This is a genomic window from Myxococcus dinghuensis (assembly GCF_024198235.1).
Classification (GTDB): Bacteria; Myxococcota; Myxococcia; order Myxococcales; family Myxococcaceae; genus Myxococcus; species Myxococcus dinghuensis.
Genome location: NZ_JAKCFB010000014.1, coordinates 187049 through 212019, shown reverse-complemented (window position 1 = coordinate 212019; position 24971 = coordinate 187049). Strand labels below are relative to the sequence as shown.

Sequence of the window (24971 nt, the reverse complement as noted above, 5' to 3'; positions counted from 1 at the left end):
CCCCGAATCCACCTCCGGCGCGCGTCCGGTGACGGCGGGGCCCCGGGCCGGGCGCGCGCCGGAGGTGGATTCGGGGGCGCTGCGCCTGCGCCCCCGGCAGGCGGCGCGCGAGGTCCGCGAGCGGGACGAGCCCGCGGCCACGCCCCGGGACGGGGAGGGCGAGGAGCCCACGTCCTGAACGCGCCGGGGACGGCGGCCCCGGCGCCCGGGGTGTGAGCGGCCCGACACACGAAGAAATGCGTGGGCCCGGCGGGCGCCGGTGCTATGTGCCGGTCCCGGATGCCTGAGTTACCGGAAGTGGAGATCGCCCGGCGCAACCTCGTGCGTTGGTTCGATGGTCGACGTCTCGAGCGCGCGGAGTCGGATCCGAGTCGGATCTTCCGCGGCGCGGAGCGCGCCCGCTTCTCACGGCTCCAGGGGCGGCTGGTGTCGCTCGTCCGGCGGGGGAAGTACCTGCTGTTCGCCTTCGAGGAGGACCGGGGGCTCCTGGCCCACCTGGGGATGACCGGCAAGTTCGTGCGCCGCCAGGAGGGGGAGGAGGTCCCCTACAGCCGCGCCCGCTTCCACCTGGACGACGGCCGCGTCATCCACTTCGCCGACGCGCGCATGTTCGGACGCATGGAGCCGGTGGCCGCCTCCGGGCTGCGCGACCTGGAGGTGGTCCGGGACCTGGGGAGGGATCCGCTCGCGGACGGCCTCACCGCGGGCCAGCTCCAGCAGGCCGTGGGGGACTCCCGCCAGGACCTGAAGGTCGCCCTGATGGACCAGGGCCGCGTCGCCGGGCTCGGCAACATCCACGCCGCCGAGGCGCTCTTCCGGGCCCGGCTGCATCCCACCCGTAAACCCGCCAGCCTCGGCCCGGAGGACTGGAAGCACCTGGTCCAGGCCATCCGGGAGAGCATCGACTTCGGCCTCGAGGAGCAGGAGGGTGAGGAGCCGGTGTACCTGGAGGAGGGGAGGACGGAGAACCCGTTCCTCGTGTATGGGCGGGGAGGCGGCCCATGCTCCAGGTGCGGCTCGACGGTGGAGTCCTTCCTCCAGGCCGGCCGCACCACCCATGCCTGTCCGAAGTGCCAACCCCGGGGGAGGACTGGGAAATGACCCCAGGCATCCCGCCGTTGACGGCGCGAACCCGCGACCCCGTTGGCGTTGACACCCCCCTGTCCCGTGGCTTGAATCGCCCGCCTTTCCGACCCGGCCGCCCCGAGCGGCCCTGGAGATCGTTGCCCATGTCTCACGTCCTGCTGGCGGCGTTGCTCGTCGCTTCCTCCACGGCCACCGCCCAGGTGGCCGATGGTGGCACGCCCCCACCCGCGCCCGCGGAGGCCGCGTCCGCCCCCGCCCCTGCTGACGCCACGCAGGCCCCGGCCGCCACGAAGGCCCCCGCCGCCGAGGGCGCCGAGCCGGTGAGCCGGGACGAGCTGGAGGCCGCCCGCCAGGAGCTGCGCGGGGAGATTCGCGCCGAGGCCGCCAAGCAGTCGCTCAGCGGCGACGAGTGGAGCGAGGAGTACCCGGAGGAGACCCGCAAGCTGGAGGTCTTCACGCTCGACGGCTACTTCCGCCTGCGCCCCACGCTCTTCTACAAGTTCGACCTGGGCAAGGCCCCCGGCCGGAGCATCTTCCCCGGCTCCTCCAACCGCTACGGCGAGAACACCCAGTCCTTCGCCACCATGCGCCTGCGGCTGGACCCCACGTTCAACGTGTCCGAGCAGGTGAAGATCAAGCTCCAGGTGGACGGCCTGGACAACCTGGTGTTCGGCTCCACGCCGGACACGCTCAACCCGCTCGACAAGCGCAACGTCTTCGACCTCTTCTCGGAGGACCAGGAGTCGCTGGGCAACACGCTGTCGGACTCCATCAAGCTGCGCCGCGCCTACGGTGAGGTGAACACCCCGGTGGGCATCCTGCGCTTCGGCCGCATGGGCAGCCAGTGGGGCCTGGGCATGCTGCGCAACGACGGCAACTGCTTCGACTGCGACTACGGCGACACCGTGGACCGCATCCAGTTCGTCACGGAGCCGTTCGCCGGCTGGTACGTGACGCCGATGCTGGACTTCAACGCCGAGGGGACCATCTACAGCGGCGGCTCCCAGGGCGAGCCGGTGGACCTGACCCAGGCGGACGACGCGCACAGCTGGGTCATCGCCATCGCCCGCCGGGACACGGACGCGCAGATCCGCTCCAAGCTGGAGAACAACCAGGGCGTGCTCCAGTACGGCCTGCACTTCGCCTACCGCACGCAGACCTACGACAACGCGAAGAACGCCGACGGCGCCATCACCTCGGGCTTCGTGCCGCGCGACGCGTCGCTCTACATCCCGGACCTGTGGCTGCGCTACGAGGAGCGCAACTGGCGGCTGGAGTTCGAGTTCGCGGCCATCCTGGGCAACATCGGCAACCGCGCCCTCACGGTGCCCGAGTCGACGCTGGACCAGAGCCTGAAGATCGCCCAGTTCGGCGGCGTGGCGCAGGGCGAGGTGAAGCTGGCGCAGAACAAGCTGTCGCTGGGGCTGGAGATCGGCTTCGCCTCCGGAGACAAGGCGCCGGGCTTCGGCAACCTCCAGGGCAAGAAGGGCTCCAACCCGGATGGCTCCACCGCGCCGGGTGACGTCGACGGGCCGCAGTACCGCTGCGACAACACCGGCTGCTCCGACAACGCCATCCGCAACTTCCGCTTCAACCGCGACTACCGCGTCGACCTCATCCTGTGGCGCGAGCTGCTGGGCGGCGTCACCGACGCGTTCTACATCCGGCCCTCGCTCAAGTACACGGTGGCCCCGGGCATCGACATCTACGGCCGCGTCATCTACTCGCAGGCCTTCTACGCGGAGTCGACGCCGTCGTTCACGAGCAAGGCGCTGGGCATCGAGGCGAACGCGGGCGTGGACTACACGACCGAGGACGGCTTCGTCGCGGGCGTCGCGTACGGCATCCTCTTCCCCATGAAGGGCCTGCAGGAGTACACGGCCGAGCTGCGCCGCGACCTGGAGACGCCGCAGACGGTGCGCGGCTGGCTGGGCATCAAGTTCTAGCCATGGGCCGCGTCCTCTCGTCGCTCGGGGTGGCCACCGGCCTGACGCTGGTGCTGGTGGCCTGCGGCATCAAGGGGGCGCCCAAGCCGCCGCTCCCGGCGCCCGCGCCCACGACGGAGGCGCCGCCTCCGCCGTCGGACACGCGGGAGCGCAGCGTGGGGTCGGCCGGTCCTTCCATCACCCCCGACATGGACGGCGGGGCGCTCACGCCCACCACCTTCGCGGACTCCGGGACGCCGTGAGCCACTTCCCCTTTCGCAAGGGTGTGCTGCACGCGGAGGGGGTGCCCCTGCCGGCCATCGCCGACGCGGTGGGCACGCCCACCTATGTCTATTCCACCGCCGCGCTGACGGAGCACCTGCGCGCGGTGACGGAGGCCTTCGCTCCGGCGCGGCACCTGGTGTGCTACTCGGTGAAGGCCAACTCCAACCTCGCCATCCTCAAGCTGTTCGCGGGGCTGGGCGGGGGCTTCGACATCGTCTCCGGTGGCGAGCTGGCCCGGGTGCGGCACGCGGGCGGCGAGCCGGCGAAGACGGTGTTCGCGGGCGTGGGCAAGACGCCGGAGGAGATGGAGGCCGCGCTGGCCGCGGGCATCCTGCTCTTCAACGTGGAGAGCGCGGAGGAGCTGGACGCGCTCGACGCGGTGGGGCGCCGGCTGGGCAAGCGCGCGCCGTTCGCCCTGCGGGTGAACCCGGACGTGGACGCGCGCACGCACCGCTACATCGCCACGGGGTTGAAGACGTCGAAGTTCGGCGTCCCCTTCGAGGAGGCGGTGGCCCTCTACGAGCGCTCGAAGAAGCTGAAGGGTGTGCGCGCGGCCGGGCTGGACTGCCACATCGGCTCGCAGCTCACCCAGGGCGCGCCCCTGCGGGTCGCGCTCACCAAGGTGGCGGGGCTCTACGCCGCGCTGAAGGCCCGGAAGCACGCGCTGGAGTACCTGGACGTGGGCGGCGGCCTGGGCATCACCTACACGGACGAGACGCCGCCGACCGCCGCCGAGTACGCGCGCATCGTGCTCGCCGCGACGAAGGACACCGGCGCCACCCTGGTGCTGGAGCCGGGCCGCTCGCTGGTGGGCAACGCGGGCGTGCTGCTCACCCGCGTGCTGTACCGCAAGCGCACCCCCGCCCGTCAGTTCGTGGTGGTGGACGCGGGGATGAACGACCTCATGCGCCCCGCCCTCTACGAGGCCCACCACGCCCTGGTGCCGCTCCACAAGCGCCGCGGCAAGGCGGTGGAGGTGGACGTCGTGGGGCCGGTGTGTGAGTCCACGGACGTGCTCGCGAAGGCGCGTCCCCTGGTCCTCCCCCTGGCGGGCGAGCTGTATGCCTTCCTGAGCGCCGGGGCTTACGGCATGAGCATGGCTTCCAACTACAACTCGCGGCCCCGCCCGGCGGAGGTGCTGGTGGACGGCGAGGCGTGGCGGGTGGTCCGCGAGCGGGAGCGCACCGAGGATCTCTGGCGCGGCGAGCGGGCCTGAACATATAAGCGCCGGCATGAAGACCTTCGAAGGCTCCATGACGGCGCTGGCCACCCCGTTTCGCGATGGGGCGCTCGACGAGTCGGCCTATCGCGCCCTGGTCCGGCAGCAGATTGAGGGGGGCACGAGCGTGCTGGTGCCCATGGGCACCACCGGCGAGTCGGTGACGATGACCGCCGACGAGCGCGCGCGGGCGGTGCGGGTGGTGGTGGAGGAGGCGAAGGGGCGCGCCCTCGTGGTGGGCGGCGCCGGCTCCAACGACACCGCGGAGGTCATCGCGGGGGTCGCGCGCGTGCGCGACGCGGGCGCGGACGGCGCGCTGATCGTCACCCCGTACTACAACAAGCCCACGCAGGCGGGCTTGGTGGCCCACTTCGCCGCGGTGGCGCGCGCGCACCCGGGCTTCCCGCTCATCGCGTACAACGTCCCCGGCCGCACCGGCGTGGACCTGCTGCCGGAGACGGCGCTGCGGCTGTGCGACTTCCCGGAGGTGGTGGCCATCAAGGAGGCCACGGGCAACCTGGCCCGGACCATCGACCTGGTGGAGAAGTGCGGCGACCGGCTGACGCTCCTGTCCGGCGACGACTTCACCGTGCTGCCCTTCATCGCCTGTGGCGGCAAGGGCGTCATCTCCGTGTCCTCCAACGTGGCGCCCCGGATGATGGCGGACCTGGTGGCCTCGGCCCGCGCCGGAGACCTGGCGAAGGCGCGCGCGCTCCAGGTGCGGATGAACAACCTCCACCGGCTGCTCTTCGTCGAGTCCAGCCCCATCCCCGTGAAGTGGGGCCTGCACCTGATGGGCCTGTTCGGGCCGGAGATCCGCCTGCCGCTGGTCCCCATGACGGAGCCCAACGCCGCGAAGCTGCGCGACGAGCTGCGCCACCTGGGCCTGCTGCCGGCCTGAGGCCTCCCCCCGCCCAAGGAGCGGCCGCGCACATGATTCGCACCGTCATCACCGGCAGCGCCGGGCGCATGGGCAGCACGCTGGTGCGCCTGACCCTCGACGCGAAGGACCTGGAGCTCGCGGGCGCCACGGCGCGGCCGGGCAGCCCCGCGGTGGGCCAGGACGCCGGCCTCGCCGCGCGCGTGGGCGAGGCGCGGGTGCGGGTGTCGGACGACCTGGGGCGCACGCTGGACGCGGCGCGGGCGGACGTCGTCATCGACTTCACCGGCGCGGAGCTGAGCGTGGCCCACGCGGAGGCGTGCGCCGCGCGCGGCGTGGCGCTGGTGGTGGGCTCCACCGGCTTCAGCCCCGCGCAGCAGGCGGCGCTGGCCGGGTGCGCGAAGGTCATCCCCGTCGTCGCCGCGCCGAACATGTCGGTGGGCGTCAACGTGGTGTTCCGCGTGGCGGCGGAGCTGGCGCGCGTGCTGGGCGAGGGCTTCGACGTGGAGGTGCTGGAGGCGCACCACCGCATGAAGAAGGACGCGCCCAGCGGCACCGCGCTGCGGCTGGCGGAGGTGCTGACGGCGGCGCTCGGGCGCTCCAGGGACGACCTCGCCTTCGCGCGTCACGGGAACATCGGCGCCCGGCCCGCGAAGGAGATTGGCGTGCAGACGCTGCGCGGCGGGGACGTGGTGGGGGAGCACACCGTGTTCTTCTATGGCGAGGGCGAGCGCATCGAGCTGACCCACCGGGCGACCAGCCGGGACCAGTTCGGCCTGGGCGCGCTGCGCGCCGCGCGGTGGGTGGTGGGCCGCCCGCCGGGACTGTATGACATGGCCGACGTGCTCGGCTTCCAGGGGACACCATGACGACCGCCCGCTACTGCCGCTTCCTGCACGAGGGTCGTGCGCACCACGGCCGCGTCGAGGGCTCCGAGGTGGTGGTGCTCACCTCCGCCCCGTGGCTGCAGGGCGCGAAGGACACCGGCATCCGCCGCTCGCTGTCCGCGGTGACGCTGCTGGTGCCGTCGGACGCGTCGAAGGTGGTGTGCATCGGCCAGAACTACCGCATGCACGCGGAGGAGATGGGCAAGCCCGTCCCCGTCGAGCCGCTCATCTTCACCAAGCCCTCCACCGCGCTCAACGGCCCGGGTTCGCCCATCCGCATCCCCAAGGCGAGCCAGGAGGTCCACTTCGAGGCGGAGCTGGCGCTCGTCATCGGCGAGCGGCTGAAGAACGCGGACGAGATGACGGCGGCGCGCGCCATCTGGGGCCTGACGTGCTTCAACGACGTCACCGCGCGCGACATCCAGAAGCGCGAAATCCAGCACACCCGCTCCAAGGGCTACGACACCTTCGCGTGCGCGGGGCCGTGGGCGGTGACGGGCCTGTCGCCCTCCGACTTGCAGATCTCCTGCCGCGTCAACGGCCAGGTGCGCCAGGACAGCCGCACGTCGGACATGGTGTTCAGCCCCGCGCGGCTGGTGTCCTTCATCTCCCACATCATGACCCTGCTGCCGGGCGACCTGGTCAGCACGGGGACGCCGTCGGGCGTGGGGAAGCTTGCGGCCGGGGACTCGGTTGAAGTGGAAATCGAGGGAATCGGGACCCTGCTCAATCCAGTTGAGCTGGAGCCGTGAACACCATCGTCTACGTTGGCTTGGGGTCGAACGAGGGGGAGCGGGAAGCCCACCTCGTGGCCGCATTGACCGCGCTGTCCCGCATCGACGCGGTGGCGGTGCTCCGCTGTTCCTCCCTCTTCGACAGCGCCCCGGTGGGGCCGCCGCAGCCGCGCTACCTCAACTCCGTGGTGGCGCTCGACTGTGGCCTGTCGCCGCAGCGCCTGCTGGCCATCCTGCAGCAAATCGAAAAAGACCTCGGCCGTCGCCGGGAGCAGCACTGGGGGCCGCGCACCATCGACCTGGACATCCTCTTCTGGGAGGGGCAGGTGGTGGCGGACCCGAATCTCCAGGTGCCGCACCTGGAGCTGCACAAGCGCCGCTTCGCGCTGGAGCCGCTGGCCGAGCTGGCGCCGGACCTGAAGCACCCCGTGCTCGGAATGACGGTGTCGGAGCTCCTCGGGAAGCTCGCCCCGCAGGATGTCCGCAAGAGTGAGTCCACCTGGTGGCCCGAAGCGAGCCTACCGAGCAACGAGACATGAACCTCTCCCTGGCCCTGGCCACCGCGGCGCTGCTCGCCGCCGAGCCCTCCTCTCCGCTGCCCCCCGGTCACCCGCCCGTCCCTCCGGGGACGCAGGCCTCGCCCGCCGTGTCGCCCTCCGGGACGCAGGCGGGCGCGCTGCCCCAGGGGCACCCGTCGGTGGACGGCGCGAGCGCGGCCCCGGCCGCCTCGGGTGAACTGCCGCAGGGGCACCCGCCGCTGTCGGGCACCAACAAGCTGCCGCCGTCCGCGGAGGAGCTGCTGCGGCAGCTGGACTCGACGGAGGGGCTGCAGGGCCGGGAGAAGACGTTCGAGATCGCCTCGTCGCTGGGCCGGCTGTACTACCTCAACGGCCGCAACGCGGACGCCGCCACGTACCTGCAGCAGGCGCTGGAGAAGGCCGCGCCGACGCGCGCGGTGTACCTGGCGCAGCGCAAGAAGCTGGGCAAGGCGGCGGCCCCCACGGCGGAGGCGGCCGGCTGCGGCTTCGCCACCGGGCAGGAGGTGGAGTCCATGGGCGCGGTGGCCCAGGAGCGCGCGAAGAAGGGCGACACCGCGGGCGCGGTGGCCTGTGGCCGCGCGGCGCTGGACCCCACGCTGGAGACGGGCGTGATGCGCGCCAACGCGCTGTACCTCGCCGGGGACGTGCCCGGCGCGCTGACGGCGTACGGCGCGGTGCTGGAGGTCGAGCCGACGCACGAGGAGGCGCTGTACGGGCGCTCCGCGGTGCTGTTCGAGACGAAGGGCGAGGACCTGGCGGCGCTGAAGCAGGCGCGCGACGGCTTCGCGGCGGTGCAGGCCACGCACCCGCAGGGCGCGCGCGCGCAGGCCTCGAACCGGCTGGTCGCGCTGGTGGACGAGACGGTGAAGGCCGGCGGGCGCTCGAAGCTCAACGCGTCGCGCGCGGAGGACCGGCGCATCCGCCTGTCCCAGGCCCCCGCGGCGCCGAGCCCGGACGCGCCGCGCCCGCTGACGCCGGAGATGATGGAGGCGGTGAACAACACCGAGCGCACGCCGGAGCTGGAGCAGGGCCTGGCGAAGCTGGTGGAGGAGGGCGAGGAGCACCTGGCCAAGGGCCGCTTCCAGGAGGCGCTCGGCAACTACACGCGCGTGGTGCCCTTCCAGCCGGAGAACGGCCGCGCGAAGGCGGGCATGGCGTGGGCGCTGGTGGGCCTGGGCCGTCCCATGGCCGCGCGCGTGTGGGGCGTGGCGGTGCAGACCGCTCCCGCGGCGGTGGAGGCGCTGGGCGACGCGCTGAAGGCCAAGGGCGACGCCAAGGGCGCCAAGGCCCTGTGGGAGAAGCTGGCCGCGGACGCGCCGGACTTCAACAAGGCGGGCCTCCAGGCCAAGCTGGCGCAGTAGCCTGGGCGGGGGCGGGGCGCTGCTCCGCCGTGTCGGCCCGGTGGTACCCAAGCCGCGTCGGTGGGTGGGCCGCGTCCCGTCCGACGCGGCGCCCACGCGGCGGCCCCATGGGGCGTCGAGGCGCGCGCTGTCCCCGGCGGAGGCGGTTGCACGGCGAGGCGCCCAGGGCGTCACGCCGGCGGAGCTGCCCGCGACCGACGCGCCGCTGCGTGAGCGGACGTCGACGCGACCCCGCGGCGGACGTCGCCCCGGGGCCGGCGCGCTCCTCAGCGGAACTTCAGAGGAACTTCGCGGCCAGCAGGTCCTGCACGTCGAGCAGGCCCACCGCGCGGCCGTCCACGTCGACGACGGGCAGCTGGTCCACGCGCAGCTCGCGCATCTGCGCGGTGGCCGCGAGCACCAGCGTCTGCGGCGTCACGCAGCGCGGGTTCTTCCCCATCACGTTCCGCACCGGGATTTGGAAGTCGGTGAGGCCCTGCTCCACGCGGCGGCGCAAGTCGCCGTCCGTGAAGATGCCCACCAGCCGGCCCGCGCGGTCCACCACGCACGCGGCCCCGGGGCGCCCGGGCGTCTTCGTCATGACGCCCACCACCTCCGCCAGCGGCGCGGTGTCTCGCACCAGCGGGTTGGCGTCCCCGGTGCGCATCAGCTCGAAGACGCGCTGCACGGAGCGGCCCAGCTTCCCGCCCGGGTGCAGCAGCGCGTAGTCGTCCGTGCCGAACGGCCGCGAGCGCAGCACCGCCATGGTGAGCGCGTCGCCCAGCGCGTGCAGCGCGGCGGTGGACGCGGTGGGCACCAGCCCCATGGGGCACGCCTCCGCGATGGCGCCGATGTCCAGCACCACGTCCGAGCCCCGCGCCAGCGCGCTCTTCGCGTCACCCGTGAGCGCGATGACCGGCGTGGCCATGCGCTTGAAGGACGGCAGGAGCCGCACCAGCTCCTCCGTGGAGCCGCTGTTGGACAGCGCCAGGATGACGTCCCCGCGCGCCACCCGGCCCAGGTCGCCGTGCACGGCCTCCGCGGGGTGGAGGAACACGGAGCGGATGCCCGTGGAGGCCAGCGTCGCGGACAGCTTCTGGCCGATGTGGCCCGCCTTGCCCATGCCGGTGACGATGACCTGCCCCGCGCACGCCCGCACCAGCCGCACCGCCTCCAGGAACGGCGCGCCCAGCCGGGCCGTGACGCCGAGGATGGCGTTCGCCTCCGCCTCCAGCACGTCCCGGGCGCAGGCGAGCGTCGCCTCGTCGTCCAGGAGCGGCGCGGGGGCCGGGGAGGCGCGGCCGGGGAGGGCGCGCAGGCGGGGCTGCTTCTTGGCGGCGGTGCGAGGGGAGCGGGCCATGGCGACTGCCGCGTCTTCTACCCTCCGCCCCCCTCGTGTGGCCACCCTTGACGCGTGGGGGGGCTTCGGTTACGCGCCTGCTCGCATGGCCCCTCGGGCCGGCGGCTACATCCACCTTCATTCACAGCGATACCCAGGAGAGTGACGAGATGAAGTTCTTCATCGACAGCGCGGACGTGGAGGAGATTCGCAAGGCCCACGCCATGGGCTGCGTGGACGGCGTCACCACCAACCCCTCGCTCCTGGCGAAGGTCGGCCGCGGTCTCGAGGAGACCATCCGGGAGATCTGCTCCATCGTCGACGGCCCCATCAGCGCGGAGGCCGTGTCGCTGGACGCCCCGGGCCTCATCGAGGAGGGCCGCGCCCTGGCGAAGATCCACAAGAACGTCGTGGTGAAGATTCCCATGGGCGTCGAGGGCGTGAAGGCCGTCAAGGCGCTCACCGCCGAGGGCATCCGCACCAACGTCACCCTCATCTTCTCCGCCAACCAGGCCCTGCTGTGCGCCAAGGCCGGCGCCACCTACGTGTCGCCCTTCGTCGGCCGCCTGGACGACATCTCCCAGGACGGCATGGACCTCATCGCCCACATCCTGGAGATCTACGGCAACTACGACTTCGACACCCAGGTCCTGGTCGCCAGCGTGCGCAACCCCGTGCACGTCCTCCAGTCCGCCCGCCTGGGGGCCCACGTCGCCACGCTGCCCTACAGCGTCATCACCCAACTGGCCAACCACCCCCTCACCGACGCCGGCATCAAGAAGTTCCTCGCCGACTGGGAGAAGGTCCCCAAGGCGAACAAGTAGCACCGCTTCTGCCTGGGGTTCCCGGGGCCCGCCCCCCGGGGGCCCGCCCGCCCCACCGCCCCCCATTTTCCCGGGTGCGTGGGGCTGGAGATTTCGCTGCGCGGCATGTATTCGTTGACATCCAAGTCAACTCACGCCCGTTTCATCGAGGAATCTCATGGAATTCCAGCTCACCGAGGACCAGCGCGCGTTGCAGCAGGCGGCGCGGAAGTACGCCCGCGAGGTGGTCCGTCCCAAGGCCGCGCACTACGACGAGACGGCCACCTTCCCGCGTGACCTGCTCCAGACGGCGTTCGAGCTGGGCCTGCTGAACATGGCCATCCCCGCGGAGTACGGCGGCGTGGGCCTGTCGCACCTGGACCAGACCATCGTCGCGGAGGAGCTGAGCTGGGGCTGTGCCGGTGTGGCGACCTCCATCATCGCCAACGACCTGGCCAACCTGCCCATCATCCTGCACGGCACGGAAGAGCAGAAGCAGCGGCTGCTGGGCCACTTCGCGGAGCGGCTGAAGTTCGCGTCCTTCTGTCTCACGGAGCCGGAGGCGGGCAGCGACGTGGCCGGCATGCAGACCACCGCGCGCCGCGAGGGTGACGAGTACGTCATCAACGGCGCCAAGTGCTTCATCACCAACGGTGGCCACGCCGAGCAGTACACGGTGTTCGCCACGGTGGACAAGGCGAAGAAGCACAAGGGCATCACCTGCTTCGTGGTGGAGGGTCGCCCCAAGGGGCTGACCGTCAGCAAGCACGAGAACAAGATGGGCCAGCGCGCCAGCGACACCGTGTCGCTCACGTTCGAGGACGTGCGCGTGCCGGTGAAGAACCGCATCGGCGAGGAGGGCCAGGGCTTCGCCGTCGCCATGGCCACGCTGGACAACAGCCGCCCGCTCACCGCCATGTTCTCCGTGGGCATCGCCCGCGCCGCGCTCGAGCACTCCATGGAGTACTCCTCCCAGCGCAAGACGTTCGGCAAGCCCATCATCGAGCACCAGGCCATCCAGTTCATGATCGCCGACATGGCCATGAACACCCACGCGGCCCGCATGCTCACGTACGAGAGCGCGTGGCTGCTCGACCAGGGCCAGCGCAACACGCTCCAGTCCAGCTATGCGAAGTGCTTCGCGGCGGACATGGCCATGAAGGTCGCCACCGACGCGGTCCAGGTCTACGGTGGCTACGGCTACATCAAGGAGTACCCCGTGGAGAAGCTGATGCGCGACGCCAAGCTCATCCAGGTCTACGAGGGCACCAGTCAGGTCCAGCGGCTCGTCATCGCGCGCGAACTGTTCAAGTAGAAAAGCAGAACTGTGTCCGGCGGCCGTTTCCCATTGCCGCCGAGTCACGCGGATGCCTATTAACCCAGACCGTTCGCGCGTCGCGTCAAGGCGGCGCGCACGGACTGTTTTCCAGCCTTCAAGAAACGCCTCCCGCAAGGAGAAGCCAAGCCGTGAAGATCCTCGTCACCGCCAAGCGCGTGGAAGACCCCGAGTCCAAAATCAAGGTGAAGCCGGACGGCACGGGCATCGTCCAGGAAGGGCTGAAGTACAAGATCAACCCCTTCGACGAGATTGGCGTCGAGGAGGGGCTGCGTCTCGTCGCCAAGCACCAGGGTGAAGTGGTGGTCGTCTCCATCGGCGGCAAGGAGGTGCAGGAGCAGCTGCGCCACGCGCTGGCCATGGGCGCGCACCGCGCGGTGTGGGTCAACCACACCGGCCCGCTGGACCAGCTCGCCATCGCCGGCCTGCTCCAGAAGGTGACGGAGAAGGAGAAGCCGGACCTGGTCATCCTGGGCAAGCAGTCCATCGACGACGACCAGAACCAGGTGGGCCAGTACCTGGCCGAGTTCCTGGGCTGGGGCCAGGCCACGTTCGCCTCCAAGGTGGAGTCGCTGGAGAGCGAGCAGGAGAAGAACAAGGTCCCGGCCGTGACGCTCACCGCGGACGGCAAGGCCGTGCGCGTGGTGCGCGAGGTCGACAACGGCCTGGCCACCCTGGAGTGCCAGCTTCCCGCGGTCGTCACCACGGACCTGCGCCTCAACCAGCCGCGCTACGCCAGCCTCCCGGGCATCATGAAGGCGAAGAGCAAGCCCATCGAGGAGCTGACGCCGGCCAAGCTGGGCGTGGACGTCACCCCGGCCATCCAGGTGCTCAAGCTGTCGTCGCCCCCGGCGCGCAAGGCCGGCATCAAGGTGCCGGACGTGGCCGCCCTGGTGGACAAGCTGCACAACGAGGCGAAGGTCGTCTAATCCTTTCGGAAGATACGGAGTCACTCCAATGCCAATCGTTCTCATCGTCGCCGAGCAGCAGCCGGACGGGAACCTCCGCAAGGCCTCCCTCAACGCCATCTCCGCGGGCAAGCAGCTGGCCGACAAGGCCGGCGCGGAGCTGCACCTGGTGCTCCTGGGCAAGGAGCCGGCGAAGGTCGCCGACGAGCTCAAGGGCTCCGGCGCCAAGGCCGTCCACCTGGGCGCGGCCGCCGAGCTGGAGCACTACCTGGCGGAGACGTACGCCCCCGCCATCGCCGCCCTCGCGCAGGAGCTGAAGGCGGACTACGTGGGCATGGCGTCCACCGCCCAGGGCAAGGACCTGATGCCGCGCGTCGCCGCGCGTCTGAAGTCCGCCATGGCCACGGACATCACCGCCATCAACGGCTCCGGCGCGGACGTCACGTTCACCCGTCCCATGTGGGCCGGCAACGTGTTCGCCGAGGTGAAGCTCACCACGCCGGTGAAGGTGTTCACCGTGCGCGCCACGGAGTTCGCCGCGGCCGCCGGTGGCCAGGGCGCCGCCGAGGTGAAGACCTTCGCCCCGAAGGTCGAGGCCTCCAAGACGAAGTTCGTCGAGTTCAAGGAAGTGAAGAGCGCCCGCCCCGAGCTGACCGAGGCGCGCGTGGTCATCTCCGGTGGTCGTGGCACCAAGGGCGACTTCAAGGAGATCGAAGCGCTGGCGGACGAGCTGGGCGCCGCGGTGGGCGCGTCCCGCGCGGTGTGTGACGCGGGTTGGGTTCCCAACGACCTGCAGGTCGGCCAGACGGGCAAGGTCGTCGCCCCCGCGCTGTACATCGCCGCGGGCATCAGCGGCGCCATCCAGCACCTGGCGGGCATGAAGTCCTCGAAGACCATCGTCGCCATCAACAAGGACGCCGAGGCCCCCATCTTCCAGGTGGCGGACTACGGCATCGTGGCGGACCTCTTCAAGGTCCTGCCGGAGCTGCGCCAGGAGCTGGCGAAGCTGAAGTAGCCGGCGGCCGTTCGTGCCGGCGTGAGGGGCGGACGCGGGGCCTGTGGGCCGCGCGCCGCCCCTTCGTCTTTGCTACAGCTCGATGTCGTGCGTGTCCCCGTCGGGCTTGCCGGTGGGCGGGGGCCGCTGGGTGTCGTCCTCGGGGGCGGGGGCCTCCTCGGGCGCGGCCTCGTCGTCCGGCTTCTCCGCGTCCGAGCGCAGGTCCAGCCGGGTGCCGTTCTCCAGCTCCACGTCGAGGGTGCGGTAGCGCCAGTCGCCGTCGCTGGTCTTCTCCGCGTCCACGTGCAGCACGCCGTCCGCCTGGGGGCCGTCCAGGGGGATGTCGAGCCGGGCGCGCGTCACGCCGTTGACCGTCTGGACGGACGTCTGGCGGGGCAGCTTCGCCTCGATGGGCGAGCCCAGCGTGCTGCGCACCTGGGCGTCCATCCGGGCGATGCCCACCGCCTCCGTGTAGACGTTCGCGCCGGTGGTGCCCACGGACTTCACGCCCCAGCCCACCAGGGCGAAGCCGAGGCAGCCGCACATGGCCACCAGCCCCAGGCACCCCGCCGGCACCACCCACTTCCAGTTCCGGCTCCACCACCCCTGCTGCGGCACCAGCGAGCCCTCGGGCGTCGCGTCCATGACCACGTCCCTCCTCGTGTGCCCCCCGCGCGGGAGGCTGCGCGTCCCTCTTAGCAGGGGGAGGCCGTGGGTTGGTGTGGGCCGGCCAAGCCGATAGATTGTCCGGGAGCGAGCGACACGGGGCCGCTCGGGTCGGGCCGGAAGCCCCGGGAGGTGGCGCGTGCCGCCACGCAAGAGCCCCTCTGCGGAGGTGGTGCTGGACGTGCTGGAGGCGCTGCCTCCGGGCCAGAAGCTGTGGGTGCGGGGCGTGGGCACCGGCCTGGCGCCGCTGCTGCGCTCCGGCGACGCGGTGCGTGTCCTGCGCTGTGGGCCCGCCGACGTGGCGCGCGGGGACGTGGTGCTGGTGCGCCAGGGGCCCCGGCTCCTGGTCCAGGTGGTGGCGTCCACGGCGCCCTGGCGCGCGACGACGCTGGTGGGCGCGGAGGACTGGCGGGGCGGCGAGGTGCTGGGGCGGGTGGTGGCCCTGCGTCGGGGCAGGTGGGCGGTCCCCCTGCCGAGGCCCTTCCGGCCGGCGCTGTGGATTGCACAACGCGCGCTGGCGACGGCGTGGGCCCGTCCCCGGACCCGGCTAGTCTACCGGGGCGTGCGGGACTTCTTCTTCTCCGGCTGGTCCAGGCCCCTGCGGCGCCACCTGGTGGGCGCCCTGGAGGTGCGGCTGTTGCGGGTGGAGGACCTGGAGGCGCTGCTCGTCTTCGCGGGCGAGCGGCTCGTCGTGTCCGCCAGCTTCCTGCGCCGGCAACTGCGCGAGCGCTGGGGCCTGGACGTGGCCTCCCGGCGGGGCGCGGCCGCGGGCGCGCTGGACGCGCGGGGGCGCGTGCACGGCTTCGCCTGGGTGGACTCGTATCGGCAGGAGGGGCTGCCCCTGGACGGGGTGTGGATCCGCTCGCTGGTGGTGGCGCCCCAGGCCCGGCGCATGGGCGTGGCCACGCGGCTCTTGGGCTGCCTGCTCGAGGAGGCGCACCGGCAGGGCGAGCCGCGCGTGCAGGCGGACGTGGACGAGGACAACGCGGCGTCGTTGAGGACCTTCGAGGGGATGGGCTTCCACCGCGCCCCGGAGGCGCTGACCCGTACCACCAACGAGGCCTGGGACGCGGCGGGGCGCTCCAAGAAGCTGGTCGTCCTGGAGCGCGACTCCGCCTCCTGAGCGACGGGGGTTGCGTCCGGGGCTCCGGGTGCGTCAAAAGCACGGGGCTCGCGACGCGCCGTCGCGGGACCGCGCATGGGCGACGAGGCCCGGCGCGCGAGCGGGTGGGTTCAACTGGTGGAGGAGGGAAGCGGGCGTGGGCGAGCCGCTCCGTCCCTGGGTCACGCCGTGAGTTCCTCGACGTCCGACAGTCTGGGTGGCGGGTCGTCCCGTACGGAGCGCTCGAAGGGGCTCCAGGCGGACGGCGCGCTGATGTTCATCACGTGCATCTGGGGCGTCACCTTCGTGGTGGTGAAGGACGCGCTGGGGTACGCGGACCCGTTCACGTTCCTCGCGATGCGCTTCGGCGTGGGCGCGCTGGCGCTGAGCGTGCTCGCGGGGCGGCAGGTGTTCTCGCCCACGAACCTGCGGCACGGCGCGCTCCTGGCCATGTTCCTGTTCCTGGGCTTCGCGCTCCAGACGTGGGGGCTGACGCTCACCACGCCTTCGCGCTCGGCGTTCATCACCGGGATGAGCGTGCTGTTCGTCCCGCTCTTGTCGCTCGTCGTGTTCCGGCGGATGCCGAAGCCGGCGGCGCTGGTGGGCGTGGGGCTGTCCGCCGCGGGCCTGTACCTGCTGACGCGGCCCCAGTCGGGGGCGGGCGGGGCGTGGCTGAGCGCGGGCGAGCTCCTGTCGCTGGGCTGCGCGGTGGCGTACGCGGGGCACATCACCCTCACCGAGCGCTACGCGTCGAAGGAGGGCGTGCTGGGGATGGTGGCGGTGCAGCTGTGGGGCGTGGCGCTGCTGTCGGCGGCCTGCCTGCCCTTCGTGGCGCGGCGCGTGGAGTGGCACCCGTCGCTGGTGACGGCGGTGCTGGTGTGTGGGCTGTTGCCCAGCGCGTTCGCCATCAGCGTGCAGACGTGGGCGCAGGCGCGTACGTCGGCGGTGCGCGCGGCGGTCATCTACGCGTTGGAGCCGGTGTTCGCGGCGATGTATTCGGTGGTGCTGGGCTACGAGGTGCTGGGCGCGCCGGAGGCGATGGGCGGCGGGCTCATCCTCCTGGGCGTGCTGGTGGCGGAGCTGGGCACGTCCGCCTGGACGTGGTGGAGGTCCCGGGGACCGGGAGTGCGCCGAGCGAGCTGACGCGCGAGGCCGGTGGGCGGGCGGACGGGCGGAGGCCGGAAGAGAAGAGGGCCCTTCCGACGTGGACGCGCTATATCCGGGGCCTTCCCATGAGCGTGGAGCTGCGCCGAAACGGGTTGCACCTGACGGGCACCCTCCTGTCGCTGGACGCGAAGCGCAAGTCGCCGCTGTCCTTCGTGAGTCACGGGCACTCGGACCACATCGCGCGGCACGAGCGCACCATCGCCACGGCGGCGACGCTGCGCTTCATGACGCACCGGCTGGGGCCGGTGAGCGCGCCCCTGGCCGCGCCGTACCGCCGGCCGTTCGAGCTGGGGCCGCTGGTGCTGGAGCTGCTGCCGGCGGGGCACATCCTGGGCAGCGCGCAGCTGCGCGTCATCCGCTCGGACGGGCGGCGCATCGTCTACACGGGCGACATCAACGTGGTGCCCTCGCTGACGGCGGAGGCCACGGAGGTGGCCGAGTGCGACACGCTGGTCATCGAGTCCACCTTCGGCCATCCGCGCTACCGCTTCCCGCCGCGCGCGGAGGTGTTCGGACAGGTGGAGGCGTGGGTGCGGCGGCAGTGGGAGCGGGACGCGGTGCCGGTGCTGCTCGGGTATCCGCTGGGAAAGAGCCAGGAGGCGATGAAGTACCTCGCCGGACGAGGCATCCCGCTGGTGGCGCACTCGTCCATCCACGAGGTGGTGCAGCTCTACGCGGAGCTGGGCGTGCCGATCGAAAACGTGCGGCTGTTCGACGGCAAGGTGGCGCCGGGGGAGGTGTTGTTCTTCCCGCCGCATCAGGCGCGGAGCGGCGCGCTGTCGCACCTGTGGCCTCGTGGGACGGCGGTGCTGACGGGCTGGGCGTTGGACCCGGGGGCGGCGCGGCGTTATGGCGCGGACGTGGCGTTCCCCATCTCGGACCACGCGGACTTCCCCTCGCTGGTGTCGTACGTGAAGGCCACGGGCGCGAGCGAGGTCATCACCTGCCACGGCTTCGCGGAGGAGCTGGCGCAAGCGCTGCGGGACCAGGGCGTGGACGCGAGGCCCCTGGGCGGCAAGCCGCAACAGCTCGCGCTGCTGTGACGCGCGACGGAGTAGAACGCGGGCCATGGCGCGTGCTCCTTCACCTCAGCTCGTGGGTCGTCTCGTCCGGGTGCTGGTGTGCACGGAGCGCAAGACGTTCGTGACGCACGGCCTGCCGGAGGTGCGGCTCACGTTCGAGGGCATCGAAGGGGACCGGCACGCGGGGCACACGCGGCCCGCGGACGTGCGCGTGCCCTGGTATCCGAAGGGGACGCCCATCCGGAACACGCGGCAGTTGTCGCTCGTGTCGAGCGAGGAGCTGGCGCAGGTGGCGGACGCGCTGGGCGTGCCGAAGGTGCTCGCGTCGTGGCTGGGCGCGAACCTGGAGCTGGAGGGGGTGCCGCGGCTGACGCACCTGCCACCGGGCACGCGGCTGTTCTTCCCCGAGGGCGCGGCGCTGGCGGTGGAAGGGGAGAACGAGCCCTGCATCGGCCCGGGGCGCGTCATCGAGGCGCACTACCCGGAGCACGCGAAGCTGGCGAGCCGCTTCGTGAAGGCCGCGTGGGAGCGAAGGGGCCTCGTGGCCTGGGTGGACCGGGCCGGCGTCATCCGCGCGGGCGACGAGGTCCGCGTCCTGTTGCCCAAGCCGGTGACGTACGTGCTCCCCTGACGTCGAGCCTGTCCGCTGACGCCCCCTGGAAACACCACGGGGCCGCCAGGTTCCATTCAAGGAACCCCAGCGGCCCCGCGGGCCCTCACGCGTCATGCGCGTGTGGCGTTCAGTCCTCCGGGGACTGGACGATGAGCTTCTCCTTGCCGCACACGTCGCAGCGCAGGTGGACGAACAGGTCGCCCTCGCTCTCCTCGGGCACCTCGCCCTCGGGCACGCCCAGCTCGGCCTTGCCCAGCGCCGGCACCTTCGTCGGGATGTCCTCCGCCTTCAGCGACTGGACGTAGGTCATCTCCCGGTCGTGGCACTCGCGCGTCTCCGGACCGTTGAGCCACGCCGGCTCCATGCCCTCCGGCAGCCGGCTCACCAGCTCCAGGTTCGTCACGGACTCGGCCAGGTACGCCAGCCGGCGCAGCCGCGCCTCCTCCGGCAGGGCCGCGAACACCTGGAAGCCCTCGAGCAGCGCCTCGCGGTTGTCGCCCGTGGCCAACTGCGCCAGGTCCAGCGCCGCGTCGCTCGACTCGAGCGCCTCGTCCCAGTTGTTCTCCGGGTTGAAGCCCGCCTCCAGCAGCGACGTGTAGAGCTGCGTCGCCGCCAGCCGGCGCCGCGCCTCCTGCAGGTGCTCCACCACCTCGTGCGTCAGCCGCAGCTCCAGGAGCGCGCCCGTGGTGCGCGGATCCAACGAGCCGGTCAGGTCGTCGACGTCGACCTCCTCACGCAGCGCGCCCTTGAGCACCTGCGCCGCGGAGAAGCGGAACTGGGGCAGCACGCCCACCTCGCGCAGGTACATCGCCGCGGCGGCCGCGTCCTTGGCGCCCATCCGCAGCGCCTTCTGCGCCTTCTCCACCACCGGCGGATCCGCCAGCGGCTTCTTGTTCTCCAGCCGCGTCTTCACCGCCTCGCGGTAGAGCGCTTCCAGCGAGCTGCCCGGCGGCATCCGCTGCGGCACCAGCGGCCGGAGCCCCGGCACGTCCAGCACCCACACCGGGGGCAGCCCCAGGCGCTTCAGTCCCCGGAAGAACAACGAGCCGGGCGGGTCCTGCGGCTTGAACGGCGGCAGCTCGTCCCCCAGGGGCTCGCCCTGGAGCACCGCTGCGGCCTGGGCGCCGAGCGCCTTCTCGCGCTGTTCGCGGGTGAACGCTGTGATGCCCTGCGCCGGGGGGGGCGGCGGGGGCGGGGCTTCTTCTCCATCGAGTCCGACGACGCGGTCCATGTCCACGTCGTCCATCTCGACTTCTTCCAGACCCTTGGCGCCGGTGAAATCACAGCGCAGGAGCTTGAGCTTCTCGAAGGTGGCCCCCTCCAGGTTCGCACCCCGGAAGTCACAGTCCTGGAGGCGCCCACCATGGAAGTAGGCGTTCGACAGGTCCGAGTCCCGGAAATTGACCTTGGAGAGGTCGCACCGCTCCCACTCGGAGCCGACGAGGCCGAGCCCCGACAGGTCCGCGTTGGCGGAGAAAAGCTGGGTGAAGGTGGCGCCGGTGTGTTCGGTCGGCACCTGGCCGGCCTTGCGCAGTCGGTTCCACTCGGCCGACCCGTTCTGGAGGAGCTTCTCGATACTGGGGGCTTTCGGCATGGACCGGGGATTATTCGTATGGTCTGGTCCGCGCGCCAGCACAAATGATCGAGTACCGAATCGAGACCGACAGCGCCGGGATGCGCCTGGACAAGCACCTGCGCAAGCGGCTTCCCACCGTCCCCACCAGCCACCTGTTCAAGATGATTCGCACCAAGAAGGTGCGGGTGAACGGAAAGCGCGCGCAGCCCGAGCAGTTGCTCGCCGAGGGCGACGTGCTCACCATCCGAGGAGACGAGCAGACACTCCGAGGGGACGACCGTCCGAAAGTGGACCGTCCCCCGCCGCCGGTCGACCCCAGCCGGCTGGTCATCCTGCGGGAGGACGACTGGTTGATGGCCGTGGACAAGCCCAGCGGCATGGCCGTCCATACCGGCAGCGGCATCACCGGCGGGACGCTGGTGGACTACGTGCGCGCCTACCTGGGCCCCAAGGCCGTGCGCAACGAGTTCACCGCCTCCCCCGCCCACCGCCTGGACCGGGAGACCTCCGGCGTCATCCTCGTCGCCAAGCGCCGCCCGGCGATGGTCCACTTCACGGACGTCTTCACCCGGGGCCTCTCCAAGAAGCGCTACCTCACCCTGGTCAAGGGCCGCATGCCCAAGGACTCGGGCGTCATCGACCTGCCCCTGTCCGAGCACCAGCAGACGGCCGAATCCAAGGCCCGCCGGGGGGTGAACATGCAGGAGGCCCTCACCCGCTGGAAGGTCGTGAAGCAGTCGGGCGAGGTGGCGCTCCTGTCCTGCGCCATCGAGACCGGGCGCACCCATCAGATAAGAAGACACCTGGCCGCCATCGGCCACCCGGTGGTCGGGGACAAGAAATACGGTGACTTCGCCTTCAACCGCGACGCGCAGGCGCGCTGGGGGCTCAAGAGACTCTTCCTGCACGCCGAGCGCATCGAATTTCCTCACCCCGAAGGCGGTGGCAAGGTGGCCGTAGAGGCCCCCCTCCCCCCCGAGCTCCGGGACGTGCTCAAGCGGGCCGCATTGCAGCCCTGAGGTCCGCGAGGTCCAGACAACGCGTATGTCCGACTCCAAGACGACTGACCGCAGCCGCTCCAAGCTGGTGCTCGACGGCGTCCCCAAGGGGCGCTGGTGGAAGGTGCTGCTGAAGCTGGGCGCCTGGACGGCGCTGACGGGGGCCACCGCCGCCGCCGTGGCCCTGGTCGCCATCTACTACAAGTACTCCGAGGGGCTGCCCGCCATCCCCAAGGTCGACGAGTACTGGCCGCCCATCGTCACGGAGGTCTACACCGACGACGCGGTGCTGGCCGGCGAGTTCTACAACGAGCGGCGCAAGGTGGTGCCCTACGAGCGCATCCCCAAGCGGCTCGTGCAGGCGTTCATCGCCAGCGAGGACTCCAGCTTCTTCGACCACTTCGGCGTGGACGTGCTGGGCACCGCGCGCGCGGGCTTCAAGACGGTGGGCGCCAAGCTGGGCCTGCGCTCCGGCGGCATCCAGGGTGGCTCCACCCTGACGCAGCAGACCGCCAAGGCCGTCCTCATCTCCGCCGAGGGCTACAAGTCCGCCACCGCCAAGACGCTCACCCGCAAGATCCGCGAGGCCATCCTCGCGCTGCGGCTGGAGGAGGCGCTGACGAAGGAGGAGATCCTCTACCTCTACCTCAACAACGTCTTCCTCGGGCACCACAGCTACGGCGTGCAGAGCGCGGCGGAGAACTACTACCGCAAGGACGTGCGCGACCTGACGCTGGGGGAGATGACGCTCATCGCCGGCCTGCCCCAGGCGCCCAGCCGCTACTCGCCCTTCCTGCGCCCGGACGCCGCGCGCAAGCGCCGCGCCTACGTGCTGCGCCGCATGCTGACGGAGGGCATGATCTCCCAGGCCGAGCACGACACCGCCAACGCGGAGCCGGTGAGGGTGTACCCCGTGGAGGACGTCTTCCACGAGTTCGCCCCGTACTTCGTGGAGCAGGTGCGCAAGGACGTGGTGGACCGCTACGGCAACCCCGCGCTCCTCAAGGAGGGCCTCAAGGTCTTCACCACCATGGACAGCGAGCGCCAGCGCGCCGCCCAGGACGCGGTGCTGGAGGGCCTGCTCTCCGTGGACAAGCGCCAGGGCTGGCGCGGGCCGGTGCAGCAGCTCACCGCCCCCGGCGCGCTCGAGGCGTTCGTCGCCAACGCGAAGAAGGCCATGGCCAAGGAGGAGCTGGTGGAGGGGCGGCTGTACGTCGCCGCCGTCACCCGCATCGACTCGGACGGCAAGGGCGCCGACCTCCAGGTGGGCCCGTACGCGGGGCGGCTGCCGCTGTTGGGCATGCGCTGGGCGCGCAAGGTGAACCCGGAGGGCTACTACCCGGCGATGATGATCACGTCCGTGAAGAAGGCCCTGGCGGAGGGCGACATCGTCGTCGTGCGCCACGTGAAGAAGAAGGACCTCACGGACGACAAGGAGCAGTGGGACAAGAAGATGGCGGAGGACGTCCCGGAGGAGGGCGTGAAGCTCTTCCGCCTGGAGCAGACGCCGGAGGCCCAGAGCGCGCTCGTCTCCATCGACCCCCACCGCCAGTACCTCACCGCCATGGTGGGCGGGTACGACTTCGACGACAACGAGTTCAACCGCGCCTTCCAGGCGTGCCGCCAGCCGGGCAGCTCGTTCAAGCCCTTCGTGTACTCGGCGGCGCTGGAGCAGCTCAACTGGACGGAGGCGACCGTCATCGTCGACTCGCCCATCGTCGAGCACGACCCGGACAACAAGGTGTCCTGGAAGCCGGAGAACTACAGCGAGGAGTTCGTGGGGGACGTGCTCCTGCGCACCGCGCTGGTGAACTCCATGAACATCCCCGCGGTGAAGACGTTCGGCGCGGTGGGCGTGAAGAACATGGCCGCGTGGAGCACCAAGCTGGGCCTCTCCACGCCCATGAACATGGACTTCTCCGCCGCGCTCGGCTCGTCGTGCGTGTACCCGGTGGACCTGGCCAACGCGTACGCCACCTTCAACCGCTACGGCCGCAAGAAGCCCACGTTCTTCGTGCGCAAGGTGGAGGACCGCTGGGGCCGCACGCTGGAGGACCACACCGCGTTCGACGACGCGTGGGCCCCGCTGCAGGACCGCGTGGCCGCCGGCTACGCGCGCCTGTTCGAGCCCGGTGAGCAGGTGATGAGCCCGGAGGTGGGCTTCATCCTCACGCACCTCTTGCGCGGCGTGGTGCTCCAGGGCACCGGCGGCCCGGCCACGCGCCTGGGCAAGCCCGCCGCCGGCAAGACGGGCACCACCAACGACTCCTTCGACGCGTGGTTCGCCGCGTACACGCGCGACCTCGTGACGGTGGCGTGGGTGGGCTACGACCTGAACCCGCACCCGCTGGGCCGCTACGAGACGGGCGGTCGCGCCGCGCTCCCCATCTGGCTCAACTACATGAAGCGCGCGCTGGAGGGCCGGCCCCAGTCGGAGTTCTACCCCTGGCAGTCCATGGACCTGGTGCGGCTGCACATCGACAAGAAGACGGGGAAGATCACCAGCCCCGGCGCCAAGGGCTCCGAGCTGATGTTCTTCAAGAAGGGCACCGAGCCCAAGGACGCCGTCCCCGACCGCAACCAGGTCGACGTGGACCAGTTCATGATGGGCGCGCAGTAGCCCCCATCGCCATGCGCCACGCCTCCGGGCCCCACGCCTCTCCGTCCGGGAGGTGGCGGGGCCCGGTCGTTTCAGCGCCCGGCGCGGAGGTCTCGCGCGGGGGCCTGGTGGCGCTCCAGCGCCTGTCGCAGCGAGGCGACGTCCGGGCCCGCCTCCAGGACGGAGCGGGTGGCGGTGGGGATGACCTGGGCCTCGCGGCCGGCGAACAGTCGCTTCAGGTCGTCGAAGCCCGCGCCCTGCGCGCCGATGCCCGGCGTCAGCATCAGCGCGCCACCCAGCCGCTCCACCACGCCCTGGTCCGACGCGGGCAGCGTGGCGCCCATCACCGCGCCCGCGGGCAGCACGCCCGGGCCGGCCTTCTCGTTCAGCTCGCGCATCCCGTCCGCCAGCGCCTCGGCCACCGTGCGGCCGTCCGCGCTCCGGGCGTTCTGCAGCGACGTGCCCTCCGGGTTGGACGAGCGCACCACGACGAAGGCGCACGCGCCGGACGCGCGCGCCCGCTCGATCGTCTTGGCCAGCGCGCCCAGGCCCAGGTACGCGGTGAAGGTGGCGGCGTCCGCCGCGTAGGCGCTGTCGGGGCCGAAGAGGGACTCCGCGTAGGCGTCCATGGTGGAGCCGATGTCGCCGCGCTTCACGTCCAGCAGGGTGAGGGTGCCCGCGGCCTTGAAGCGCTTCATCAGCGACTGGAGCACGACGAGGCCCTCGGGGCCGTGGCGCTCGAAGAAGGCGCTCTGCGGCTTCACCACCGCCACGCGCTCGCCGGCCGCCTCCACCACGCGGTCGCAGAAGTCCGCCAGGCCCCGCGCGGTGTCCGCGAGCCCCCAGCGCTGGAGCAGCTCCTTCGACGGGTCCACGCCGAGGCAGAACGGGGAGCGCGCGTCCGCGAGCAGGGCGAAGCGCTGGGCAAAGGACTGTGGGGTCGTCACCGGTCC

At 71.6% G+C, this 24971-nt stretch carries 23 protein-coding genes; 19 read left to right on the top strand and 4 right to left on the bottom strand.

Features of this window, described 5'->3' with window-relative positions:
• Window positions 1–279 precede the first annotated feature (279 nt).
• The 9 genes from mutM to LZ198_RS20250 all read left to right on the top strand — a co-directional run bounded on the left by mutM (window position 280) and on the right by LZ198_RS20250 (window position 8916).
• Window positions 280–1101, top strand: a complete 822-nt coding sequence (mutM, locus tag LZ198_RS20290) for a bifunctional DNA-formamidopyrimidine glycosylase/DNA-(apurinic or apyrimidinic site) lyase (RefSeq protein WP_253973668.1) — start codon at window positions 280–282, stop codon at window positions 1099–1101.
• Window positions 1102–1229: 128 nt separating this feature from the next.
• Window positions 1230–3032 (top strand): TIGR04551 family protein, encoded by a 1803-nt coding sequence (locus LZ198_RS20285; protein ID WP_253973667.1) that lies wholly within the window; start codon window positions 1230–1232, stop codon window positions 3030–3032.
• Window positions 3033–3034: 2 nt separating this feature from the next.
• A complete protein-coding gene (locus LZ198_RS20280; protein WP_253973666.1) occupies window positions 3035–3274 on the top strand; it encodes a hypothetical protein in 240 nt (79 codons plus the stop codon).
• Window positions 3271–4512 carry a diaminopimelate decarboxylase gene (gene lysA, locus LZ198_RS20275; RefSeq protein WP_253973665.1) on the top strand — a complete coding sequence of 414 codons (1242 nt, stop codon included), beginning with the start codon at window positions 3271–3273 and terminating at the stop codon, window positions 4510–4512. Before LZ198_RS20280 ends, lysA begins: the two co-directional genes overlap by 4 nt.
• A 16-nt stretch (window positions 4513–4528) precedes the next feature.
• Window positions 4529–5416: a 4-hydroxy-tetrahydrodipicolinate synthase gene (gene dapA / locus LZ198_RS20270; RefSeq protein WP_253973664.1), complete on the top strand. Its 888-nt coding sequence runs from the start codon at window positions 4529–4531 to the stop codon at window positions 5414–5416.
• Window positions 5417–5448: 32 nt separating this feature from the next.
• The gene (dapB, locus tag LZ198_RS20265; RefSeq protein WP_253973663.1) at window positions 5449–6264 is read left to right on the top strand and encodes a 4-hydroxy-tetrahydrodipicolinate reductase; all 816 of its coding nucleotides are present in this window, start codon (window positions 5449–5451) and stop codon (window positions 6262–6264) included.
• Window positions 6261–7034, top strand: coding sequence for a fumarylacetoacetate hydrolase family protein (locus LZ198_RS20260; protein ID WP_253973662.1), 774 nt, complete (start codon window positions 6261–6263; stop codon window positions 7032–7034). The genes dapB and LZ198_RS20260 overlap by 4 nt, the downstream gene beginning before the upstream one ends.
• Window positions 7031–7555, top strand: coding sequence for a 2-amino-4-hydroxy-6-hydroxymethyldihydropteridine diphosphokinase (gene folK, locus LZ198_RS20255; RefSeq protein WP_253973661.1), 525 nt, complete (start codon window positions 7031–7033; stop codon window positions 7553–7555). Before LZ198_RS20260 ends, folK begins: the two co-directional genes overlap by 4 nt.
• Complete coding sequence (locus LZ198_RS20250) at window positions 7552–8916, top strand: tetratricopeptide repeat protein (protein WP_253973660.1); 1365 nt, start codon at window positions 7552–7554, stop codon at window positions 8914–8916. Before folK ends, LZ198_RS20250 begins: the two co-directional genes overlap by 4 nt.
• Before the next feature lie 277 nt (window positions 8917–9193).
• On the opposite strand, the gene LZ198_RS20245 is transcribed toward LZ198_RS20250, so the two are convergent.
• Window positions 9194–10255 (bottom strand): KpsF/GutQ family sugar-phosphate isomerase, encoded by a 1062-nt coding sequence (locus tag LZ198_RS20245; RefSeq protein ID WP_253973659.1) that lies wholly within the window; start codon window positions 10253–10255, stop codon window positions 9194–9196.
• Window positions 10256–10404: 149 nt separating this feature from the next.
• On the opposite strand from LZ198_RS20245, the gene fsa reads away from it, so the two are divergent.
• From fsa to LZ198_RS20225, 4 genes are all read left to right on the top strand, one after another.
• Window positions 10405–11058: a fructose-6-phosphate aldolase gene (fsa, locus tag LZ198_RS20240; protein ID WP_253973658.1), complete on the top strand. Its 654-nt coding sequence runs from the start codon at window positions 10405–10407 to the stop codon at window positions 11056–11058.
• A gap of 157 nt (window positions 11059–11215) precedes the next feature.
• Entirely contained in the window at window positions 11216–12352 is a 1137-nt protein-coding gene (locus LZ198_RS20235) for an acyl-CoA dehydrogenase family protein (protein WP_253973657.1), read from the top strand.
• A gap of 152 nt (window positions 12353–12504) precedes the next feature.
• Window positions 12505–13302 carry an electron transfer flavoprotein subunit beta/FixA family protein gene (locus LZ198_RS20230; protein WP_253973656.1) on the top strand — a complete coding sequence of 266 codons (798 nt, stop codon included), beginning with the start codon at window positions 12505–12507 and terminating at the stop codon, window positions 13300–13302.
• A 28-nt stretch (window positions 13303–13330) separates the two neighbouring features.
• A complete protein-coding gene (locus tag LZ198_RS20225; RefSeq protein ID WP_253973655.1) occupies window positions 13331–14296 on the top strand; it encodes an electron transfer flavoprotein subunit alpha/FixB family protein in 966 nt (321 codons plus the stop codon).
• A 72-nt stretch (window positions 14297–14368) separates the two neighbouring features.
• Here the strand turns inward: LZ198_RS20225 and LZ198_RS20220 are convergent, their stop codons facing one another.
• Entirely contained in the window at window positions 14369–14920 is a 552-nt protein-coding gene (locus LZ198_RS20220) for a cytochrome c oxidase assembly factor Coa1 family protein (RefSeq protein WP_253973654.1), read from the bottom strand.
• A 160-nt stretch (window positions 14921–15080) separates the two neighbouring features.
• Between LZ198_RS20220 and LZ198_RS20215 the strand changes: the two genes are divergently transcribed.
• The 4 genes from LZ198_RS20215 (at window position 15081) to LZ198_RS20200 (ending at window position 18863) form a co-directional block, all read left to right on the top strand.
• Window positions 15081–16064 carry a GNAT family N-acetyltransferase gene (locus LZ198_RS20215; protein WP_253973653.1) on the top strand — a complete coding sequence of 328 codons (984 nt, stop codon included), beginning with the start codon at window positions 15081–15083 and terminating at the stop codon, window positions 16062–16064.
• Window positions 16065–16232: 168 nt separating this feature from the next.
• Entirely contained in the window at window positions 16233–17186 is a 954-nt protein-coding gene (locus tag LZ198_RS20210; protein ID WP_253973652.1) for a DMT family transporter, read from the top strand.
• Window positions 17187–17275: 89 nt separating this feature from the next.
• Window positions 17276–18253: an MBL fold metallo-hydrolase gene (locus LZ198_RS20205; RefSeq protein ID WP_253973651.1), complete on the top strand. Its 978-nt coding sequence runs from the start codon at window positions 17276–17278 to the stop codon at window positions 18251–18253.
• Window positions 18254–18278: 25 nt separating this feature from the next.
• Window positions 18279–18863, top strand: coding sequence for an MOSC domain-containing protein (locus tag LZ198_RS20200; protein WP_253973650.1), 585 nt, complete (start codon window positions 18279–18281; stop codon window positions 18861–18863).
• 109 nt (window positions 18864–18972) lie between these two features.
• Here the strand turns inward: LZ198_RS20200 and LZ198_RS20195 are convergent, their stop codons facing one another.
• Window positions 18973–20439 (bottom strand): pentapeptide repeat-containing protein, encoded by a 1467-nt coding sequence (locus LZ198_RS20195; RefSeq protein ID WP_253973649.1) that lies wholly within the window; start codon window positions 20437–20439, stop codon window positions 18973–18975.
• Between the two features lie 44 nt (window positions 20440–20483).
• Between LZ198_RS20195 and LZ198_RS20190 the strand changes: the two genes are divergently transcribed.
• On the top strand, window positions 20484–21440 hold the full coding sequence (locus tag LZ198_RS20190) for an RluA family pseudouridine synthase (RefSeq protein WP_253973648.1): 957 nt from the start codon (window positions 20484–20486) through the stop codon (window positions 21438–21440).
• A gap of 25 nt (window positions 21441–21465) precedes the next feature.
• The gene (locus LZ198_RS20185) at window positions 21466–24039 is read left to right on the top strand and encodes a penicillin-binding protein 1A (RefSeq protein WP_253973647.1); all 2574 of its coding nucleotides are present in this window, start codon (window positions 21466–21468) and stop codon (window positions 24037–24039) included.
• Between the two features lie 71 nt (window positions 24040–24110).
• Here LZ198_RS20185 and pyrF read toward each other — a convergent pair whose 3' ends face one another.
• Window positions 24111–24965, bottom strand: a complete 855-nt coding sequence (pyrF, locus tag LZ198_RS20180; RefSeq protein ID WP_253973646.1) for an orotidine-5'-phosphate decarboxylase — start codon at window positions 24963–24965, stop codon at window positions 24111–24113.
• Between the last annotated feature and the right edge of the window lie 6 nt (window positions 24966–24971).

What these genes read in the sequence shown, in the direction of transcription:
- mutM (WP_253973668.1), top strand. Translation starts at nt 280, where the DNA reads ATGCCTGAGTTACCGGAAGTGGAGATCGCCCGGCGCAACCTCGTGCGT.
- LZ198_RS20285 (WP_253973667.1), top strand. Translation starts at nt 1,230, where the DNA reads ATGTCTCACGTCCTGCTGGCGGCGTTGCTCGTCGCTTCCTCCACGGCC.
- LZ198_RS20280 (WP_253973666.1), top strand. Translation starts at nt 3,035, where the DNA reads ATGGGCCGCGTCCTCTCGTCGCTCGGGGTGGCCACCGGCCTGACGCTG.
- dapA (WP_253973664.1), top strand. Translation starts at nt 4,529, where the DNA reads ATGAAGACCTTCGAAGGCTCCATGACGGCGCTGGCCACCCCGTTTCGC.
- dapB (WP_253973663.1), top strand. Translation starts at nt 5,449, where the DNA reads ATGATTCGCACCGTCATCACCGGCAGCGCCGGGCGCATGGGCAGCACG.
- LZ198_RS20260 (WP_253973662.1), top strand. Translation starts at nt 6,261, where the DNA reads ATGACGACCGCCCGCTACTGCCGCTTCCTGCACGAGGGTCGTGCGCAC.
- LZ198_RS20250 (WP_253973660.1), top strand. Translation starts at nt 7,552, where the DNA reads ATGAACCTCTCCCTGGCCCTGGCCACCGCGGCGCTGCTCGCCGCCGAG.
- LZ198_RS20245 (WP_253973659.1), bottom strand. Translation starts at nt 10,255, where the DNA reads ATGGCCCGCTCCCCTCGCACCGCCGCCAAGAAGCAGCCCCGCCTGCGC.
- fsa (WP_253973658.1), top strand. Translation starts at nt 10,405, where the DNA reads ATGAAGTTCTTCATCGACAGCGCGGACGTGGAGGAGATTCGCAAGGCC.
- LZ198_RS20235 (WP_253973657.1), top strand. Translation starts at nt 11,216, where the DNA reads ATGGAATTCCAGCTCACCGAGGACCAGCGCGCGTTGCAGCAGGCGGCG.
- LZ198_RS20225 (WP_253973655.1), top strand. Translation starts at nt 13,331, where the DNA reads ATGCCAATCGTTCTCATCGTCGCCGAGCAGCAGCCGGACGGGAACCTC.
- LZ198_RS20220 (WP_253973654.1), bottom strand. Translation starts at nt 14,920, where the DNA reads ATGGACGCGACGCCCGAGGGCTCGCTGGTGCCGCAGCAGGGGTGGTGG.
- LZ198_RS20205 (WP_253973651.1), top strand. Translation starts at nt 17,276, where the DNA reads ATGAGCGTGGAGCTGCGCCGAAACGGGTTGCACCTGACGGGCACCCTC.
- LZ198_RS20200 (WP_253973650.1), top strand. Translation starts at nt 18,279, where the DNA reads ATGGCGCGTGCTCCTTCACCTCAGCTCGTGGGTCGTCTCGTCCGGGTG.
- LZ198_RS20195 (WP_253973649.1), bottom strand. Translation starts at nt 20,439, where the DNA reads ATGCCGAAAGCCCCCAGTATCGAGAAGCTCCTCCAGAACGGGTCGGCC.
- LZ198_RS20190 (WP_253973648.1), top strand. Translation starts at nt 20,484, where the DNA reads ATGATCGAGTACCGAATCGAGACCGACAGCGCCGGGATGCGCCTGGAC.
- LZ198_RS20185 (WP_253973647.1), top strand. Translation starts at nt 21,466, where the DNA reads ATGTCCGACTCCAAGACGACTGACCGCAGCCGCTCCAAGCTGGTGCTC.